This is a genomic window from Psychrobacter sp. 2Y5, from assembly GCF_051847375.1.
In the GTDB taxonomy this organism is placed as follows: domain Bacteria; phylum Pseudomonadota; class Gammaproteobacteria; order Pseudomonadales; family Moraxellaceae; genus Psychrobacter.
On the sequence record NZ_JBPYDA010000003.1, the window covers coordinates 33,242 to 49,350 of the forward strand.

The following is a 16,109-nucleotide window of genomic DNA, read 5'->3' on the forward strand; positions in this document are numbered from 1 at the left end:
AAATATAAAAAAGAAACGCAAAAATATGAATCAAGTCGCAGACATTCTACAGCTCGCTTTCGATGCGCATCAGCACAACGTTGATGCCGTCTTGGCAACGGTAGTGCGCACGGAAGGTTCGGCTTATCGTAAACCTGGCGCAATGATGCTCATTTGCGAAGATGGTCGTTCAGTCGGTATGATCAGTGGCGGCTGCCTCGAGCCGCATATTATCAAGCGCGCTTTTTGGCTGACCCGTAATGATGCAAGCGTGCAAGTCTATCAAACCGGTGATGAGCACAGTGACGAACAGGATGATGCATTAAATAATTATGCTGCTGTTGATACTGATACAGACTTAGAGGACGAGCTAAATTTTGGTTTAGGCTGTAACGGTAAAGTTCACGTGTTATTTGAGCGTCTAACTACTGCTATGCCCTATCTGGATTTAATTCAAAAAGTTCGTCAAAGTGGGCAACCTGCTACTGTGGCTACCCTAATTCGCGCTAACAGTGCTGAGATGACCGTTGGCACTAGAGTTAATTCAAGCACTGGTTTTTCGGGTGAAAGCGCGGATTCACAAGCAATACCGCAGCCGATAATTGATGAGTTGGCCACTTATGAAGTTAGTAAAAAAAATGCTGATTATCTTGTTCTAAAAAACCCAATGGCAAATAAGGATAGCGCAAGCGTACAAACCGAATGGTTAATACAAAGCTTACAACCGCAAATTCGACTATTAGTTTGCGGAGCCGGCAATGATGTTATGCCGCTAGTTACGATGGCAAAGCTGCAGGATTGGCACGTCACAGTCATCGATAGCAGGTCGCAATATGCGACGCGGCAGCGTTTTTTGCAAGCTGACTCAGTCCTTTCGGTACCCTTAGCAGATAGCGACACTTTACTTAAATTAAGCCGAAATGCAGCGGTAGCGCTGATGTCGCATAGCCTCAGTCAAGATCGTGCGCGTTTAGCTACTTTGCTACAACGTCCAAATCATTATAATTACATTGGACAGTTGGGGCCGCGTTATCGCACTGAGCGCTTGATTGAGGAGATAAGCTCAAACTGCGAAAACCCTGCGATATTAGCAGATGGCATCAATCGACTACACTACCCTATCGGCTATAAATTAGGCGGTGATGGTCCTGAGGCCTTGGCACTTAGTATCATCGCCCAAATCAGTGCGGTGGTTCATGAGCAAGTTGCGGTTAATAGAGAATTGGCCCAGCCAAAATTGTCATCGAACTCAAATCAGTTAGTCGACGCAGCCAGTTATGAGTGATAGATCTTTAGTGACTCAAAACGCACCTCAAAATCACGCGGTCATTATCTTAGCTAGCGGCCTCAGTCACAGGCTAGGTCAGCCCAAGCAACTCTTAAAAAAGCAGGGTAAGCCTTTAGTCGGTTATATGACAGCGCTTGCTTTGGCGACTCAGCCACAAACTATAATCGTTGTCATCCCTAAGCAAAATTTAGCTATCCGTTCTACTCTCGATACTATTATCGATGAACCAAACCCGCAAAATCCAAACATAGAGATAGTCCATAATGCGGCGCCAGAGACAGGCATGGCGCAGAGCTTATCTTTAGCTATTGATGCATTAAAAGCTCAGCACGATTTAGTTATCAAGCGCGTATTGATTATTGGTGTGGATCAAGTGTTATTAGAGGCTGAGCATTTGAAGCAACTTCTAACACAAGACAACTTAGTCGTTGCCAGTCGCTATCGCTATTTAGATGATAACTTTATTGTTGATGAAAATAAGAGTGATATCGTTGGTCTACCAATAGTTATCAATTATGAGTTATTAAACACATGGCAGTCTTCGCTGAGCGGTGATAAAGGTTTACGGCATTTTATTAGAGTGTTACCTGCCGAGTCGATAGCTAACATTAGCAATGACCGGCTTAGCTTTGATATTGATACTCCTAAACAATTAGCTTATGCTAAAGAGCAAGATTGGCTTGATTGAACCGGCTTAATGAGCAAAATGATTTATTATTTCTAGCTCAGTCTTTTTTGCACGTCATGCAAACTCGTAGCACCGCTTTTATCAAACCTCTATCCATACCTGAATATGCCCTAATACAATCTCCCATATTTGCTATAATTCTAATTAAATTAAGGCAATAAATACATAACGTTGACGGTAAAACTAGCCTTAATCACTTATACTTTTCTTTGACCCCATTATTGGGAGTACCTTTTTGTATTCACCTGTTTCAAAGCCTGAAATTTTTGACCCTCAAGCACAGAATAGCTCAATGCTATCCTCTGTAGATCCTGCTCGTGCCGATAATTTGATAGCCAGTAACTTAGCAGTTGATAATAAACCACTAACCGATGGCTTTTCGCGGCGGCTGACTTATTTGCGCCTGTCCATTACTGATTTTTGTAACTTTCGCTGTGAGTATTGCTTGCCAAATGGCTATCAGGGCAAGCGTCCCTCCGATGAGCTCAGCGTGGCTGAGATCAAAACGCTAATTCAAGGCTTTGCGCAAGTTGGTACCCAAAAGGTACGTATCACCGGCGGTGAGCCCTCTATCAGACGCGATGTGGTTGAGATTATCGATACTATCAAAAATACTGCCGGTATCGAGATGGTGGCGATGACTAGTAATGGCTATAAGCTTGGCAAGCATTTAGCCAACTGGCAAGCAGCAGGACTTAATCAGCTCAACATCAGTATGGATAGTTTCGATGCCGATACTTTCCATCAGATGACAGGTTTTAATACTCAGCCGCAGCTGATGCGCGATATGGATACCTTATTAGCGACTACTGATATCAAGCTTAAAATTAATAGTATCTTAATGGCAGAGACCGCTTTTCAAAACCTGATCGATGCAATGGATTACGTCAAAGATCGTCCTGTGACTTATCGCTTTATTGAATTTATGCAGACGAGCGACAACAGTGATTTGTTTTTTGCTCAGCATGCGCAGGCCGATATGATTACTGATTACTTACTTGCGCGCGGTTGGCAGTCGCATGATCGCGGTAGCGCCGATGGTCCTGCAATCGAATACAGCCACCCTGATTATCTCGGTCGTATCGGTATGATTGCGCCCTATGCCGCGCACTTTTGTGATAACTGTAACCGCTTGCGCGTCAGTAGCCAAGGCAAAGTGCATCTGTGTTTGTTTGACGAAGGCAATTATGATATTAGAAAATATCTGCAAAACAATGATGTGCAAGGGTTGATTGATACCCTATATAGCTTTATGCCGATTAAACCTGAACATCATCATCTGCATGAGTCTAATAGTGGCATGATGCATAACTTATCTATTATTGGCGGTTAGACTATTTTGGTGAAGTTTGATAATTTTTACATTGTAAAACTAAAAATCGCAAAGCTTCTAAAGCTCTAAAAATATATAGTATGCTCGATATAAAAACGATATAGCGCATCCATATTGTTTGGTATCCACTATAAACCAAGTATTAAATAATCTAAGAGTAAGGAAAAAAATGTCTAAGCCTGCCGCAGAATTTACCCCACTCAATATTGCCGTCCTTTGTGTCTCTGACAGTCGCACTCTTGAGCAAGATACTTCAGGACAATATTTGGTCGATAGCTTAGTTGAAGCGGGTCATAAGCTTGCCGATCGTCAATTAATCACTGATGATATTTATAAGATTCGCGCCGTTATTAGCGGCTGGATTGCTGATCCTAATATTCATGCGGTGATGACCACGGGCGGTACTGGGTTTTTTATCCGTGATAGTATGCCAGAAGCGGTCAATGTTTTATTTGACAAGTCTATTGACGGTTTTGGCGAGATGTTCCGTTTGCTCTCTAAAGACGAGATCGGTATGTCGACCATTCAATCACGTGCTATCGCTGGTATGGCTAATGGTACAGGTATATTTTGTCTGCCTGGCTCGACGGGCGCTTGTCGCACGGGCTGGAATAGTATTCTAAAAGAGCAATTCGATAATCGCACTCGTCCTTGTAACTTCGTCGCGCACTTTATGCGCGCTAATCCGAGTCATGATTAATTGCTTGCGTATAAACAAAGCTGTCATAAAAATTTAATTGCTAAGAAAAGATATGCCTATGTCTGCTTTTGATAAAAATACCGCTAAACCTTTAGAGAACAAAGTCGCTACCCTCTCGCACTTAGATAGCGACGGCGATATTCACATGGTTGATGTCAGTGGTAAGACTGCGACCACTAGAGAAGCCCATGCTATCGGTCAGGTACGTTTTCCAGCGGATATTTACAGCCAAATAAAAGCCGCTGATGGTATGACCAAAAAAGGTAGCATCACCCAAACCGCGCATATCGCAGGTATTATGGCAGCCAAACGCACTCATGATTTGATTCCACTTTGTCATCCATTGCCACTAGATAAGATTGGCTTAAGCTTCGATTATGACGATGAGCTCAGTAGCATAACGGTCAATGCAACGGTGAAAGTTACCCATAAGACTGGCGTTGAAATGGAAGCATTGACTGCGGTAAGCGTCGCTTGCCTGACTATCTATGACATGACCAAAGCGCTATCGCATGACATCGTGATTGATGGAGTTAAACTCATGACTAAGACAGGTGGCAAGTCCGATTATAACCATCAAGTAAAATAATCTAGATTTGATGTTTATTTAGTGAGCGAATAATTTAACTCATGGTTGAATCAACGACTGCAAGCAGCACCGAATGATATAGGTAAAAATATGACTGATAATACAATGAATGACACCAATGCTAATAACTTAATGAATATTAACGTACTTTATTTTGCCAGTCTTGCCGATGAAGCTAATTGTCAGGAAGAAACAGTAGCGGTCGATCCTGCTACCTCACTAGCTCAGCTTTATGCGCAGCTTAGCGAAAAGCACCGCTTTAGTCGTCCGCAGGCCGATCTGCGCGTGGCGGTGAACGATTATTTTGCTAAATGGGACGACCCTATCAATGATGGCGACAGCGTGGTCTTTATTACCCCAGTAGCAGGCGGTTAAAAGTCTTTAACTAATATAAAAATTAACGTAGGTTATAGGTCATAGCTTAGCAAATATTATTTTAAGGCTCATTTTATTTGGCTTTTATGTATAAATTCTCATACTAGAGCTAAGCTGACGTAGGCTGCGGCTTTAGCCCTGAAAAGCGTTAAAAATTGAACTGCAATTTTCGCTTTGCAAGTGAAATTCTTTAAATAGAATTTCGTTAATTACCAGATTCTACTAAAAACTTGAGTTTATAAATGACTGACGACAATCAAAGCAATGATACAAAATCTGGCAATAAAGCCGACGTGCATAGCCAATCGATGCAGATTAAACGCAGCAGTGAGGAAGCTTACGCTATTGCTCAGCGTGATGGCTTTGCTTTATTAGATGTGGCTATCGATGAGGCTCGTCTCAGAGCTATGCTCGATGACGATAGCTGTGGCGCTTTTGCAAGCTTTGAAGGTCGCGTGCGCAATCATAATAATGCCAGCTCTGTTGAGCGTTTGACTTACTACGGCTATGAAGATTTGGCGATTAACCAAGGTCGACAAATCATTAACGAAGCCAAAGAGAAGTTTGCGATTTCGCACGCTGTGGCTATTCACCGTATTGGCGCGTTAGAGATTGGCGATATCGCGGTTTGGATCGGTGTGGTCTCCACGCATCGTTACCCGGCTTTTGATGCCTGCCGCTGGATACTCGATACCATCAAAGCCGACATTCCCGTCTGGAAGCAAGAATATTATGATAATGAGTCGCCCAAATGGCTAAGCAACAACGGCTAAGTAATAATGGCTGATTAGTACCGTTACTCCCCTTCCGATGTGATAGTTGTAGAGCTATGGCCGATCCTTCCGTCTTATCAGAGATGCTAATGCCATTTTGGGTAAGCCTTAAGCTTGCAGGCGTCACTACCTTATGCCTGCTATTACTCGCGACTCCGCTCGCTTATTGGCTAGCGCGTCCTAGTCGTCATCGTTTTATTAGTCGCCTTAAAGTCATTTTGTTAGGTGTTATAGCGATGCCTTTAGTACTGCCGCCGACTGTTATTGGCTTTTATTTGCTACTGCTTATGAGCCCCAACTCGCTCGTTGGTCATTGGCTAAATGAACATAATATTCGCAGCTTAGTCTTTACCTTTGAGGGCTTAGTGATAGGCTCTATCATTTACTCTTTGCCTTTTTATGTCCAGCCAGTCTACGCGCAGTTTTTACGTATTCCTAAAAGCGTCACAGAAATGGCGCAATTATTAGAAACCAGTCGCCTCAGACGATTTATCACTATAGCGCTACCGCAAGCGCGTATTGGCATTATTTTAGGTAGCTTAATAAGCTTTGCCCATACCATTGGTGAGTTTGGCGTGGTATTGATGATAGGCGGTAGCATCTCTGGGGAAACCAAGGTCATTTCTATCGCTATTTATGAGCAAGTCGAAGCGCTGAACTATGAGATGGCGCATCTGATGGCAGCGGTACTAGTGATCACGGGGATGCTTATGGTGACCTTGATAGCGAGCGTTAGTAAGTCGATTCAGCGCTCATAATAACAATGCTTATAACGACAGACTAATACCCTGTTACTTTTTCTCTAATAAACCTCTGCATCAAGACCACAAGATAATTACTGAATGCTTATCCTCTCTATGACAGTATAAATTATCACTTATCAGTAATAAGGATTACTTATGTCATTGACTAATAACACTCATTTAAGCTACTTATCCATTCGCAGCAAAACCTGTAGCTGCTCAAGATGTAGCTGTACTAGCGAAGCCACTTGCAATAAGTGTGATATGTGCGCTAAATGCTGTAACTGCGGCTCATAATTAACGTACTACGATAAGCGAAAGCGCTTTAGAAGACTTTTTTAGAGCGCTTTTTTATGCTCTACTTATGCGATCTTATAATTTGTTATAGTACAGATAACCGTGTAGCAACAGCAAAAGCCGATAACTTCTATATTGAGGAGACTTTATGTCTAGCGAACAGCATGTCTTAGCTTGTATTGATGGCTCTACAGTCACTCAGTCCGTTTGTAGCTATGCGGCATGGTACGCCAATCGGCTCAATCTAGCGGTGGCGCTACTCAATGTGGTCGATATTCCTGTCTCCTCTAGACGCGACTTATCAGGAACGATAGGGGTCGACAGTCGGCAGATATTACTAGAAGAGTTGACGCAGCTAGATGAGCAAAGAGCTAAGGTGGTTAACAGCTATAGCAATGCGCTAATCGAAGATGCGAAAAGCCATATTAATAGCCGCTTTGATGTTGAGATAAAAACTTATAGACGCCGCGGCAAACTGCTGCCTGCCATCGAGCACTTCGATAGTGAAAACCGCGCGATCGTGCTGGGGCGACGCGGAGAAGACCATCAAAATGACCGCGTCAATATCGGTAGCCAAATTGAAACGGTGACCCGTGCTTCCCATAAACCTATTCTCATCTGCTCAGAATCATTCAAAACACCAAGCTCCTATTTAGTTGCTTTTGATGGCAGCAAGACCGCAATAAAAGCGGCGCAGATGGTCGCGGCTAGCGAGCTGTTAAAAGGGCTGAGAGGTTATATCGTGATGGTCGGTAATGATAATAATACGGCGAAGAACAGCTTAGCGGCCGTGACTGAGCAGTTAAGCTCGTCAGGGTTTACCGTTACTGCTCATCATTTGCCTTACGACAATGTCGTTGAGGGACTGGTTGAGTTTCAAGCCAATAATGCTATCGACATGATCGTCATCGGCGCTTATGGGCATTCGAAGTTTCAACAGCTCTTTATCGGTAGCACAACCACAAAAATCATTACCAAAACCTTGTCGCCTATTCTATTGTTACGTTAATAGCGGCTATCACAGTTGACTGATACTGCGTTTGAGCGCTTTGAGTACTTGTTGGTACTCTTGACTGTGAGTTTCGGCGACGCTTAAGCGTCCATAGCGAAGCTGTCGGTAGTATTTTTTGATATCCGCTATCTGTTGCTTGCTCAGCTTATTATGACTCATTTGGCTGTTCTGTAAGCGCTCAAGCCAGGCCAAAGCGCCTTCATTATCGTGGCGAGCCAAAGCTTTATCGTTTTTAGCTACTTTGTTAGAGAGCTTTATCAGCGGTCTATCTGCCGGATGCCACTGTTTGCGCCGGCGATACCAGATCATAAATACTAGTAGGCTTATTACCGTGATAGCGCTCGCTGCTAGCCAAGCGATTTGCTCAGAGATAGAGCGAATGTTAAACCATTTGAGCAGCGATCCGGCTTGTTTATCTTGATCATAGCCGACGACGTCTTTTTGCCAATAGTAACTGGCTTGATCTGATAGCCGTCTTAATGCTTGTAGCATCTGATACTGCTGATAGCTGACTTGAGCGGTCGCTCCCTCACCGAACAGTGAAGCGCCTCGCGACTGGGTTAGCGCGTCCATCCCTTGCTCGACCCGCTCAGGAGCAACAAAGGCTGTCGGATCAACGCGCACCCAGCCTTGACCCTCAAGCCATACCTCACTCCAAGCGTGCGCGTCCATTTGCCGCACTTCCCAGACGTTACCGCCGCGGCCCATCTCGCCGCCTTGATAGCCGGCGACCACGCGCGCTGGAATGCCTGCAGCGCGCATCATAAAAGTAAAGCTTGAGGAGTAATGCTCACAAAACCCGGCTTTGGTCTCAAATAAGAAGCTATCAATACGGTTCTCATCCAGTGGCGGCGGCGATAAGGTATAGCGAAACTCAGTCTGATTGATCCAGCGCTGGATAGCTTGTATATAACGCTCGGGGTCTGATCCTGATTGAGCAAATAGCTGCTTGGCAAGGTTTTGCGTTTGTAGATTACCTGCACTAGGCAGCATTAGATTAGCCGCACGGCTGACATCATCGAGGATAGGGTCAATCTGCATAGGCGCATAACGTAGCACTTCATAACGCAGCTGCTCACTAACAGGCTCCTCTTTGATTAAGGTAAAATCTGAGGTTAAGTTAATATCTTGATTTTGGGTAAAGGGGTAATCTAGACCAAATAACCATGGCTGCTGGGTGGGCTCTAAGGTGATCTCATAGTAATTAGGATCGAGCTTGACCGCATCGCTAGCCGTCGCTAATGATTGCTCAAACCACTTAGGTGGTTGGCGCTTAGGCTGCCATTGCCATTGCTGCTGTATGCGCCGGTTGGGACGCCAAGTGACGCCATCAAAGTCGCTAAAAACTAAACCGCGCCAGTACAGCTCACTTTGCGCAGGACGAGCTTGCTTAAAATCAACACGAAAGGCAAGCTCTGTGGATTGACTCAAATTGGCAAAATCGCCTGGTGACATACTATCAGAGACGCCAGTAGTTGCTTGGCTCGAGGACAGCTGCACTGACCATAACGGCGGCAAGCGCGGGAAAAATAAAAATAGCACCACTAATAAAGGCAGCGCCGATACGCCTAATACACCAAGGGTACGCATGCGGCCATCACCGCTAGTGTTACTATCATCGTTGAGCGTTATAAAAGCCAATAACACGACAATAGTAGCCGCGATAGCCTGCAAAGTGGTGACAAGACCCTGATCTAATAAAAATAAGCCTGCGATAACAAATAGTGATAGATTCAGTACCACATACGCGTCACGGCGTTTATAAAGCTCCCACAGCTTACTGACTAAGCACAATACTAAAAACCCAACGCCCATATCTAAACCAAAAGCCGTACCATAAGTGAGCGATAAACCGGCTAAACCCAATAAAAACCCTAGCATCTGCATGACTTGATAAAGGCGCTTTAACCGAGTGGGTTTGAACTTCGATTTGATGCTTGGCAGTTGGGCGATGATAGTGATAATGGCAAAGCCTATTAACCATAAGGGTAAATAGGCGGCATGAGGAAGGATGACAAACAGCTGCGCGATTAGCACCCAATAATAAGCGGGCAACGATAATAGGCGCTGATAGCTTTTGCTGATACCAGCGGACTTATCATTAAGCGGCCTATCAGACAAGCTAGTAGACGCCACTTGACCATAAGCTAGTTTTTCAAAGCTTGCGTAGCTGTCCTGAGCAGCTGCCGTCGAAGTACGCGGCGCCTCTAACTGTGTACTTGCCTCTGCTTTAGCTGAGTTTGATAGCTTTGCGTTACGCTTAAATAGACTCATGATGCTTGCGCCAACCTTAGTAAGCAAGCTTGCCCGAATGCTTCGCCTTGGCCTATCTCGCCTGTACTAGGCGCTTCATGCGGCAGTTGTAGCTGAAACGGTAGCTCAAGCTCGCTTAAAGCTAGCACACCATAAGCCAATTGCGCCAGTTTTTGCTCATGAGTTATCGCCGGCATATCCTCATAAGCTAAGCGCTGCTCGTAGCCGACAGGGTCAGCGAAGTGCTTAGTAAACATGCCCTGCCCGCGCGCCACATGTGCCCAAGAGACTCGCGCTAGAGACTCGCCGGCGACATAGTTATCGAGGCGCTCAAAATCGTCCTGACCTTGGGTGAACTGTCCTCCTGTAGGTAGGTCTGCGCTATTTGCGCTTAAATATCGCGCTTGCCACTCGAAAGCCTCCGGCTGCGGATATACCCAAGCTGAACGGGCAAAGTAAACGTAAGACCAAGCGCGCATAATGCCTAAAGGATAGACCGTTTTAATGTGTAAACGCGGTAATTTAAGTTTACCGCGTCTATGAGTTGCGACGGGCAGCCGTATAATTTGCTCATCTTTGAGACGTGGCAGTAGCACTGAGGTTTGCGCAGAGTTTAATGGCGGGTTTACCGAGCTTCGTTTGTTGAACTTCTTGTCTTGTGAGTCGAAGCCAATAGATAGTTGCCGCCTAGGTTGTCGGCTATTACTCAGTAGCTGTAAGGTCACCCAAACCGGCTCGCCTGCCTCTGCCATCGTCACCTCAAGCAATCTGACTTGTAGTCCTGATATATGAGCAAAGGTGATATGGAAGCTGATGAGCCAAACGCTAATCAAATAAAAACACAGCCCTAGTACTAAGTTATTACCGTAATTAACACCTGCAATAAAGGTGATAATCAGCAGCAGTACAAACAGTAGTCCCTCGCGGCTAAAGAAGATATAAACATTACGCAAGTTGAGAGTAGCATTGTCACTTCTAGGGGCACGTTTGGCAAACCAGCGACTGAACATCGCGGTCAATGGTTGCTTTATGGTCTGAGGTAAGATGGTCATAGTCGCCCTATCACTTGTCAGGGGTAGTCAAGCTATCAAACGATTACTGCCACTTCGGCCATAATACGCTGAGCGATAGTCGGCGGTGTTTGACCACTGACGGCATTAGCAGGCACAAAACGCTGCCCTAGCCGGTGGTCAGTGACCGCAGCAAATACCGCTTGAATATCTTCCGGCGTCACTTCTTGCTGACCTGAGACATAAGCATAAGCTTGCGCGGCACTTTGTAGTGACAGCACGCCACGCGGCGATAGCCCATGATAGTCCTGACTGATACGCGTCTTAGCAACCAAGCGCTGTAGATAGTCTAAAGAGGCATCTGACACATAGACTTGCTGTACGCCTCGGCGTGCTAATAGCACCTCATTATTATCAAGTATGGCTTCTAATTGACTCAGCAACTCACGGCGATCTTGCCCGCGCAATAGTGCTCGCTCCGCCTCAGGAGAGGGATAACCGAGCGACAAGCACATTAAAAACCGGTCCAATTGCGACTCAGGCAACGGATAGACCCCTGCTTGCTGCAAAGGGTTCTGGGTAGCAATGACGAAGAACGGCTTTGGCAAAGGGTATGACTGCCCATCTTGGGTGACTTGCCGCTCCTCCATGGCTTCGAGTAGCGCGCTTTGGGTCTTGGGACTTGAGCGATTGATCTCATCAGCTAATAATAACTGAGTAAATATCGGCCCAGGTCTAAACTCAAAAGCCATTTTGCCCTGATCATAGAGCGTCATACCTAAGATATCGGCAGGCAGCATATCATTAGTGAATTGCACCCTACTGAAGCTCAAACCTAACAACTGCGCCAATCCCTGTGCTAGCGTAGTCTTACCCATGCCAGGCAGATCTTGTAGCAGTAAATGCCCGCCAGCGAGTACGCAGCTAAGTGCTAATTTGAGCACTTGTGGTTTATCAAGGACCACCTTGTTCAGCTGCACGAGCAACTGAGCGATTTGCTGTTGATTACGCTCATAGTTATCAGCTGTTGCATTTACGGGTAAAGGGGCTACTTCTACAGTCATAGGCTTAGGATCATAAGTTTGTATTATAAAAGGCTACCATCTAAAGGTGTCAGTTGGCTAAGAGTAACAGTTAAGCTTAGGGTTGAAAGTCAGCGGCAGGCTGATCCTTATCCTCGTCTATTATATCAACAGGCTCATTACTCATCTGGCTGGGCTGATTGTCTGTTATGTTTGCATCAGCATCCGGTGAAGCTGCGGGAGCACGTAGCGTCGATAAATAGGCGATAACATCAGCACGTTCGCTCGCGTCAGGCATCGGATCAGCGAGCATTTTTGATTCAGGCATGGCTGTTTCAACATCTGCAATATAAGGATCGAGCGTCTCAGCATCCCATACCCAGCCCGAGGTTTTAAGACCTTCGCTATACTCATAATCAGCTAATTGAGCTGCCTCAGCCCCGTAAATATTCATCAGCTGCGGTCCTTTTTTATTCAGCCCTGGAGTGAGCTGATGGCATTGTCCACAAGCGTCTTGATAGATCAAAGCGCCGTTGTCTGCATCCCCTTGCTCATATACCGGCAGAGTCACTGCAGCACGGCTATCAGGCGGAATAGGCTCACCACACGCACTGAGTAAAATGACAGCAGTAAAAATAACACTTATTTGACGCATAACCATAGACATGTTGACAAAAACTTCTTTTAATAAAAAACGATATCATTGGCCGTCTATGCTAACAATGCCTCTGTTAGTAAACGGCCTTATAAAACAGTCACACCACGTTTAGACCACATTGATACTGCGGCTTGGCTCTTCTAAATAGTAGCCTTGCAGATAACGCGCCCCTACGCTCCAAGACACCGACATAGTGGCGGCATCTTCGATATAAGGCATTAACACATCGACATTGATTTTATTCACTTCGGTGATTAAAGATTTTATGGTGTCTAAGTTGTTATCGGTATGAATATCGGTGACGTAGCTTTGCGCGATGCGTATCATATGCGGTTGTACAAATTCAGCGGTATCGAGAGACTTTGTAGTACTACCAAAGTTATTAATACACAGTCGGCAGTTGATTTGGTTTAGTGCCGAAAACTGAGATTTTGCTATGGTTAGATGGTTGCGAATATCTTGCTCATTGAACTGTATGGTTAGCGCGCCTGCTGGCCCCCCTACGGCTTTGATGATTTGACTGGCTACGCTCGCAAGCTTTTTATCAACCAATGACGCACTGGTTAATTGCACTAAGAGCCGCGCTTCTGGATGCGACTTACGCACCTCGCTTAGCTGTTTAAAAGCATTGATAAGTACCCAGCGGTCTATCTTTTCAAGTAGATTGTGTGATTTGGCTACTGATAAAAACTGATTTGGGGAGAGTACGGTGTTTTCAGCATCCCCTAGCGGCAAACGTAAATAAACCTCAAAAAAATCACTGCGATCAAAAGTGATATCGTAGATGGGTTGAAACATCAGCTCAAAGCGATTATTAGTAATGGCATTGACTAAGTATTCAGCTAAAGCATTATCATCTTCGCTCACATGTTTACTCAGATCATAAAAATGATAAGCATCGCCCTGATTACTAGTCTCTATACCGATATGATTGATAGCTTCCAGCGCGCGCTCTAGTAACACCTTAGGTGCAGGAGCATTTTGGTCGATTTTTACCACCCCAATACTCGCGGTGGTGCTCATCGTCCGCTTGCCGACGTTGATGAGCATCTCACTAATCCTTAGCCGCACACGCTCAGCCAATTCCTTGAGCGCTTGGGTTGAAATATCATTGGCAAGCACAGTAAATGAGGTGTCACTAAAGCGGCTAACCGGATAATCGGCAACGATTTCATCGAGCAGCGCGGCCACTTGCTTGACGGTGGCATCCACTCCCTCTAACCCCAAACTACTGCTAATCCTACCGGTGTTATCTAGCTGAATATATAATAGCCCTGCGTGGCTTTTATTATTTAAGACTTGCTGATGTAAGCTCTCAAGCCGCTCCTCAAAGCCGCGGCGGTTACTTAGCCCAGTCAAGCTATCGAGCCGCTCTGCTGCCGCTAGCTGCTTATCGATATCGGCGCTACTTGGACCACTTTGCTGAATGATGATCTGCGTCACAGGCTCGCCCTCTAAGGTAGCAGTAGCCAGTTGCAGCTTGACTTCAAAGATCTCACCGTCTTTAGTTTTACTATTAGAGTTGAATTCGACTTGTTGCCGATTGCCTTTATCAAATTGGCGTAGAAACTGTTTGAAGTCTTTTATATTGTCAGACCCAGCTATCAAGTCAATAACAGGCAAGCCCATAATATCGTTCATCGACTCGAAGTTGAACATCTTGAGATAAGGATCGTTAGCGAAAATATGAATGCCTTGATCGATATAAGCGACCGCACTTTTGGAGTTCTTTATCAGCAGATTAGCTCGTTGCTCCGACTCAGTCAGCACTTGTTGTAAAGTGCCAACCTGTCGGCGGGTACGCAAATTGGCGTGCAATAAGCGAATCGCCATGACCACTTGCGTCTCGCGATCGGCTACTAATGCCTTGATCATGGTACCATCGATAATAATCGGCAACCCATCTTGGTTGCGACCGTTGTCTGCGAGCTCATCGCTCATTAGACCGATGATGGGCAGATCAATATTATGCTCTTGAATAATAGCCACGACATCGGTGAAGCTCAAATCATAGGCGCTACCAAACACTAGAACATCCCAGCTATGACGTAATGACTTGAGCAGCTCTTCTTTGTCATCCAAGAACCCTAAATTTACCTCTGCATAGTAGGATTTTAATAAATTTATCAAACCCTCCGCATATAGCTGATCATCGTCTATGACTAATAAATTCAGAGTGGTATCGGTTCGCATAAAAATCCTCATAAATCTTACGATGGCAATCGAGGTACTTAGTTTTTTGTCACTAGATCTGTATGACCAGATAAGCTATGACTAGTCGCCATTTATGGCATCAGATGCTAATACTAGCATAACTAAATATGAATAAGCATAAAATCATATTGGCTAAAGCGTTCAGATATATAGCCTTTATCAGGGCTTATAAAGGTCAATCGGCACCTTAAACGCTCTATTGGGTAACTCGCGCACCAGTTTGGGTACTAAATAGCCAGGAAGCTGCTCTAATAGCGCCCAGTATAGCGCAATAGCTTCGCTATCTAAGCTATCGAAATGAGCGCCACCGGCCACTTTGTCCAATAAATGTAGATAATAAGGCAGCACACCGGCGGCAAAGAGGCGCTGACTAAGTGCCACTTGTGTGTCTACATCATCATTAATATCACGCAGTAACACGGTCTGATTGAGTAAGGTAATACCCGCTACGCGCGCTCGTTGTAAATGCTGCGCGGTGGTCTCATCGATCTCATTGGCATGATTGCAATGGATAACCATGACGATCTGACAACGGCTGCTAGCCAATCGTTCTAGTAAGTCATCGTCTAAGCGCTCAGGAATAACTAACGGTAGACGCGTATGTAACCTTATCGTCGTTAGCTGCGGGATAGCCTCTAAGATATCTAACCAAATGAATAATCGACGGTTTGAGACACTAAGGGGATCGCCGCCACTTAATATCACCTCATTGATCTCAGGGTGCTCATGGATATAGCGGATAATAGCATCCTGCACCGACGCTTTTGGTAGGTTACTTTGATAGTCAAAATGCTGACGAAAGCAATAACGACAATGGATAGCGCAGGCTCCAGTCACCGTCAGTAACACTCTAGACTGGTACTTATGCAGCAGACCGGTCAGCGGATTTTGTGAGTTTTCAGCTAAAGGGTCTGCGACATAGCCCGTCACAGCTACTTGCTCTCTTTGATCCGGTAGCACTTGTCTAAGCAGAGGATCATTAGCATCGCCTACTTGCATCTTGGCCACAAAAGCGCGTGGCACTCGTAGCTCAAAATGCGTTGGCACATATATCTGCGATCTTAGCGATTCGAGCTCTAATACTGCTAATAACTCATCAATAGAGGTTATGGCCTCGGATAATTGAGTTTGCCAGTTTTTTTGTAGGATTAAATGGTTTATCATAACACCCTAAT

15 protein-coding genes are annotated in these 16,109 nt (G+C 45.2%); 9 read left to right on the top strand and 6 right to left on the bottom strand.

Annotated elements, in window-relative coordinates; genetic code table 11:
* Positions 1-25 precede the first annotated feature (25 nt).
* The 9 genes from ACS8E3_RS03785 (at position 26) to ACS8E3_RS03825 (ending at position 7,774) form a co-directional block, all read left to right on the top strand.
* Positions 26-1,264, top strand: a complete 1,239-nt coding sequence (locus ACS8E3_RS03785; RefSeq protein WP_439241407.1) for an XdhC family protein — start codon at positions 26-28, stop codon at positions 1,262-1,264.
* Positions 1,257-1,955 carry a nucleotidyltransferase family protein gene (locus tag ACS8E3_RS03790; protein WP_439241409.1) on the top strand — a complete coding sequence of 233 codons (699 nt, stop codon included), beginning with the start codon at positions 1,257-1,259 and terminating at the stop codon, positions 1,953-1,955. Before ACS8E3_RS03785 ends, ACS8E3_RS03790 begins: the two co-directional genes overlap by 8 nt.
* Positions 1,956-2,247: 292 nt before the next feature.
* Entirely contained in the window at positions 2,248-3,288 is a 1,041-nt protein-coding gene (gene moaA, locus ACS8E3_RS03795) for a GTP 3',8-cyclase MoaA (RefSeq protein ID WP_439241929.1), read from the top strand.
* A 169-nt stretch (positions 3,289-3,457) separates the two neighbouring features.
* Positions 3,458-3,988 (top strand): molybdenum cofactor biosynthesis protein B, encoded by a 531-nt coding sequence (gene moaB / locus ACS8E3_RS03800; protein WP_439241411.1) that lies wholly within the window; start codon positions 3,458-3,460, stop codon positions 3,986-3,988.
* Positions 3,989-4,046: 58 nt separating this feature from the next.
* Positions 4,047-4,577: a cyclic pyranopterin monophosphate synthase MoaC gene (gene moaC, locus ACS8E3_RS03805; RefSeq protein ID WP_439241413.1), complete on the top strand. Its 531-nt coding sequence runs from the start codon at positions 4,047-4,049 to the stop codon at positions 4,575-4,577.
* A gap of 90 nt (positions 4,578-4,667) precedes the next feature.
* Positions 4,668-4,952: a MoaD/ThiS family protein gene (locus ACS8E3_RS03810; RefSeq protein WP_439241415.1), complete on the top strand. Its 285-nt coding sequence runs from the start codon at positions 4,668-4,670 to the stop codon at positions 4,950-4,952.
* Between the two features lie 242 nt (positions 4,953-5,194).
* Positions 5,195-5,725 (top strand): molybdenum cofactor biosynthesis protein MoaE, encoded by a 531-nt coding sequence (locus ACS8E3_RS03815; RefSeq protein WP_439241417.1) that lies wholly within the window; start codon positions 5,195-5,197, stop codon positions 5,723-5,725.
* A gap of 56 nt (positions 5,726-5,781) precedes the next feature.
* On the top strand, positions 5,782-6,483 hold the full coding sequence (modB, locus tag ACS8E3_RS03820; RefSeq protein ID WP_439241419.1) for a molybdate ABC transporter permease subunit: 702 nt from the start codon (positions 5,782-5,784) through the stop codon (positions 6,481-6,483).
* Positions 6,484-6,913: 430 nt separating this feature from the next.
* Positions 6,914-7,774, top strand: a complete 861-nt coding sequence (locus tag ACS8E3_RS03825; RefSeq protein ID WP_439241421.1) for a universal stress protein — start codon at positions 6,914-6,916, stop codon at positions 7,772-7,774.
* 9 nt (positions 7,775-7,783) lie between these two features.
* Here ACS8E3_RS03825 and ACS8E3_RS03830 read toward each other — a convergent pair whose 3' ends face one another.
* The 6 genes from ACS8E3_RS03830 to epmB form a co-directional block, all read right to left on the bottom strand.
* Positions 7,784-10,051 (bottom strand): transglutaminase family protein, encoded by a 2,268-nt coding sequence (locus ACS8E3_RS03830; RefSeq protein ID WP_439241423.1) that lies wholly within the window; start codon positions 10,049-10,051, stop codon positions 7,784-7,786.
* The gene (locus ACS8E3_RS03835; RefSeq protein ID WP_439241425.1) at positions 10,048-11,082 is read right to left on the bottom strand and encodes a hypothetical protein; all 1,035 of its coding nucleotides are present in this window, start codon (positions 11,080-11,082) and stop codon (positions 10,048-10,050) included. The genes ACS8E3_RS03830 and ACS8E3_RS03835 overlap by 4 nt, the downstream gene beginning before the upstream one ends.
* 35 nt (positions 11,083-11,117) lie before the next feature.
* Positions 11,118-12,104: an AAA family ATPase gene (locus ACS8E3_RS03840; RefSeq protein ID WP_439241427.1), complete on the bottom strand. Its 987-nt coding sequence runs from the start codon at positions 12,102-12,104 to the stop codon at positions 11,118-11,120.
* Between the two features lie 76 nt (positions 12,105-12,180).
* The gene (locus ACS8E3_RS03845) at positions 12,181-12,729 is read right to left on the bottom strand and encodes a c-type cytochrome (RefSeq protein WP_439241429.1); all 549 of its coding nucleotides are present in this window, start codon (positions 12,727-12,729) and stop codon (positions 12,181-12,183) included.
* 99 nt (positions 12,730-12,828) lie between these two features.
* Positions 12,829-14,913 (bottom strand): EAL domain-containing protein, encoded by a 2,085-nt coding sequence (locus tag ACS8E3_RS03850; protein ID WP_439241431.1) that lies wholly within the window; start codon positions 14,911-14,913, stop codon positions 12,829-12,831.
* Between the two features lie 180 nt (positions 14,914-15,093).
* Positions 15,094-16,098, bottom strand: a complete 1,005-nt coding sequence (epmB, locus tag ACS8E3_RS03855; RefSeq protein ID WP_439241433.1) for an EF-P beta-lysylation protein EpmB — start codon at positions 16,096-16,098, stop codon at positions 15,094-15,096.
* Between the last annotated feature and the right edge of the window lie 11 nt (positions 16,099-16,109).

Coding starts and splice junctions, on each gene's coding strand:
- moaC (WP_439241413.1), top strand. CDS start 4,047: ATGTCTGCTTTTGATAAAAATACCGCTAAACCTTTAGAGAACAAAGTC.
- ACS8E3_RS03845 (WP_439241429.1), bottom strand. CDS start 12,729: ATGTCTATGGTTATGCGTCAAATAAGTGTTATTTTTACTGCTGTCATT.
- moaA (WP_439241929.1), top strand. CDS start 2,248: ATGCTATCCTCTGTAGATCCTGCTCGTGCCGATAATTTGATAGCCAGT.
- modB (WP_439241419.1), top strand. CDS start 5,782: ATGGCCGATCCTTCCGTCTTATCAGAGATGCTAATGCCATTTTGGGTA.
- ACS8E3_RS03825 (WP_439241421.1), top strand. CDS start 6,914: ATGTCTAGCGAACAGCATGTCTTAGCTTGTATTGATGGCTCTACAGTC.
- ACS8E3_RS03840 (WP_439241427.1), bottom strand. CDS start 12,104: ATGACTGTAGAAGTAGCCCCTTTACCCGTAAATGCAACAGCTGATAAC.
- ACS8E3_RS03790 (WP_439241409.1), top strand. CDS start 1,257: ATGAGTGATAGATCTTTAGTGACTCAAAACGCACCTCAAAATCACGCG.
- epmB (WP_439241433.1), bottom strand. CDS start 16,098: ATGATAAACCATTTAATCCTACAAAAAAACTGGCAAACTCAATTATCC.
- ACS8E3_RS03785 (WP_439241407.1), top strand. CDS start 26: ATGAATCAAGTCGCAGACATTCTACAGCTCGCTTTCGATGCGCATCAG.
- ACS8E3_RS03850 (WP_439241431.1), bottom strand. CDS start 14,913: ATGCGAACCGATACCACTCTGAATTTATTAGTCATAGACGATGATCAG.
- ACS8E3_RS03835 (WP_439241425.1), bottom strand. CDS start 11,082: ATGACCATCTTACCTCAGACCATAAAGCAACCATTGACCGCGATGTTC.
- ACS8E3_RS03830 (WP_439241423.1), bottom strand. CDS start 10,051: ATGAGTCTATTTAAGCGTAACGCAAAGCTATCAAACTCAGCTAAAGCA.
- ACS8E3_RS03815 (WP_439241417.1), top strand. CDS start 5,195: ATGACTGACGACAATCAAAGCAATGATACAAAATCTGGCAATAAAGCC.
- ACS8E3_RS03810 (WP_439241415.1), top strand. CDS start 4,668: ATGACTGATAATACAATGAATGACACCAATGCTAATAACTTAATGAAT.
- moaB (WP_439241411.1), top strand. CDS start 3,458: ATGTCTAAGCCTGCCGCAGAATTTACCCCACTCAATATTGCCGTCCTT.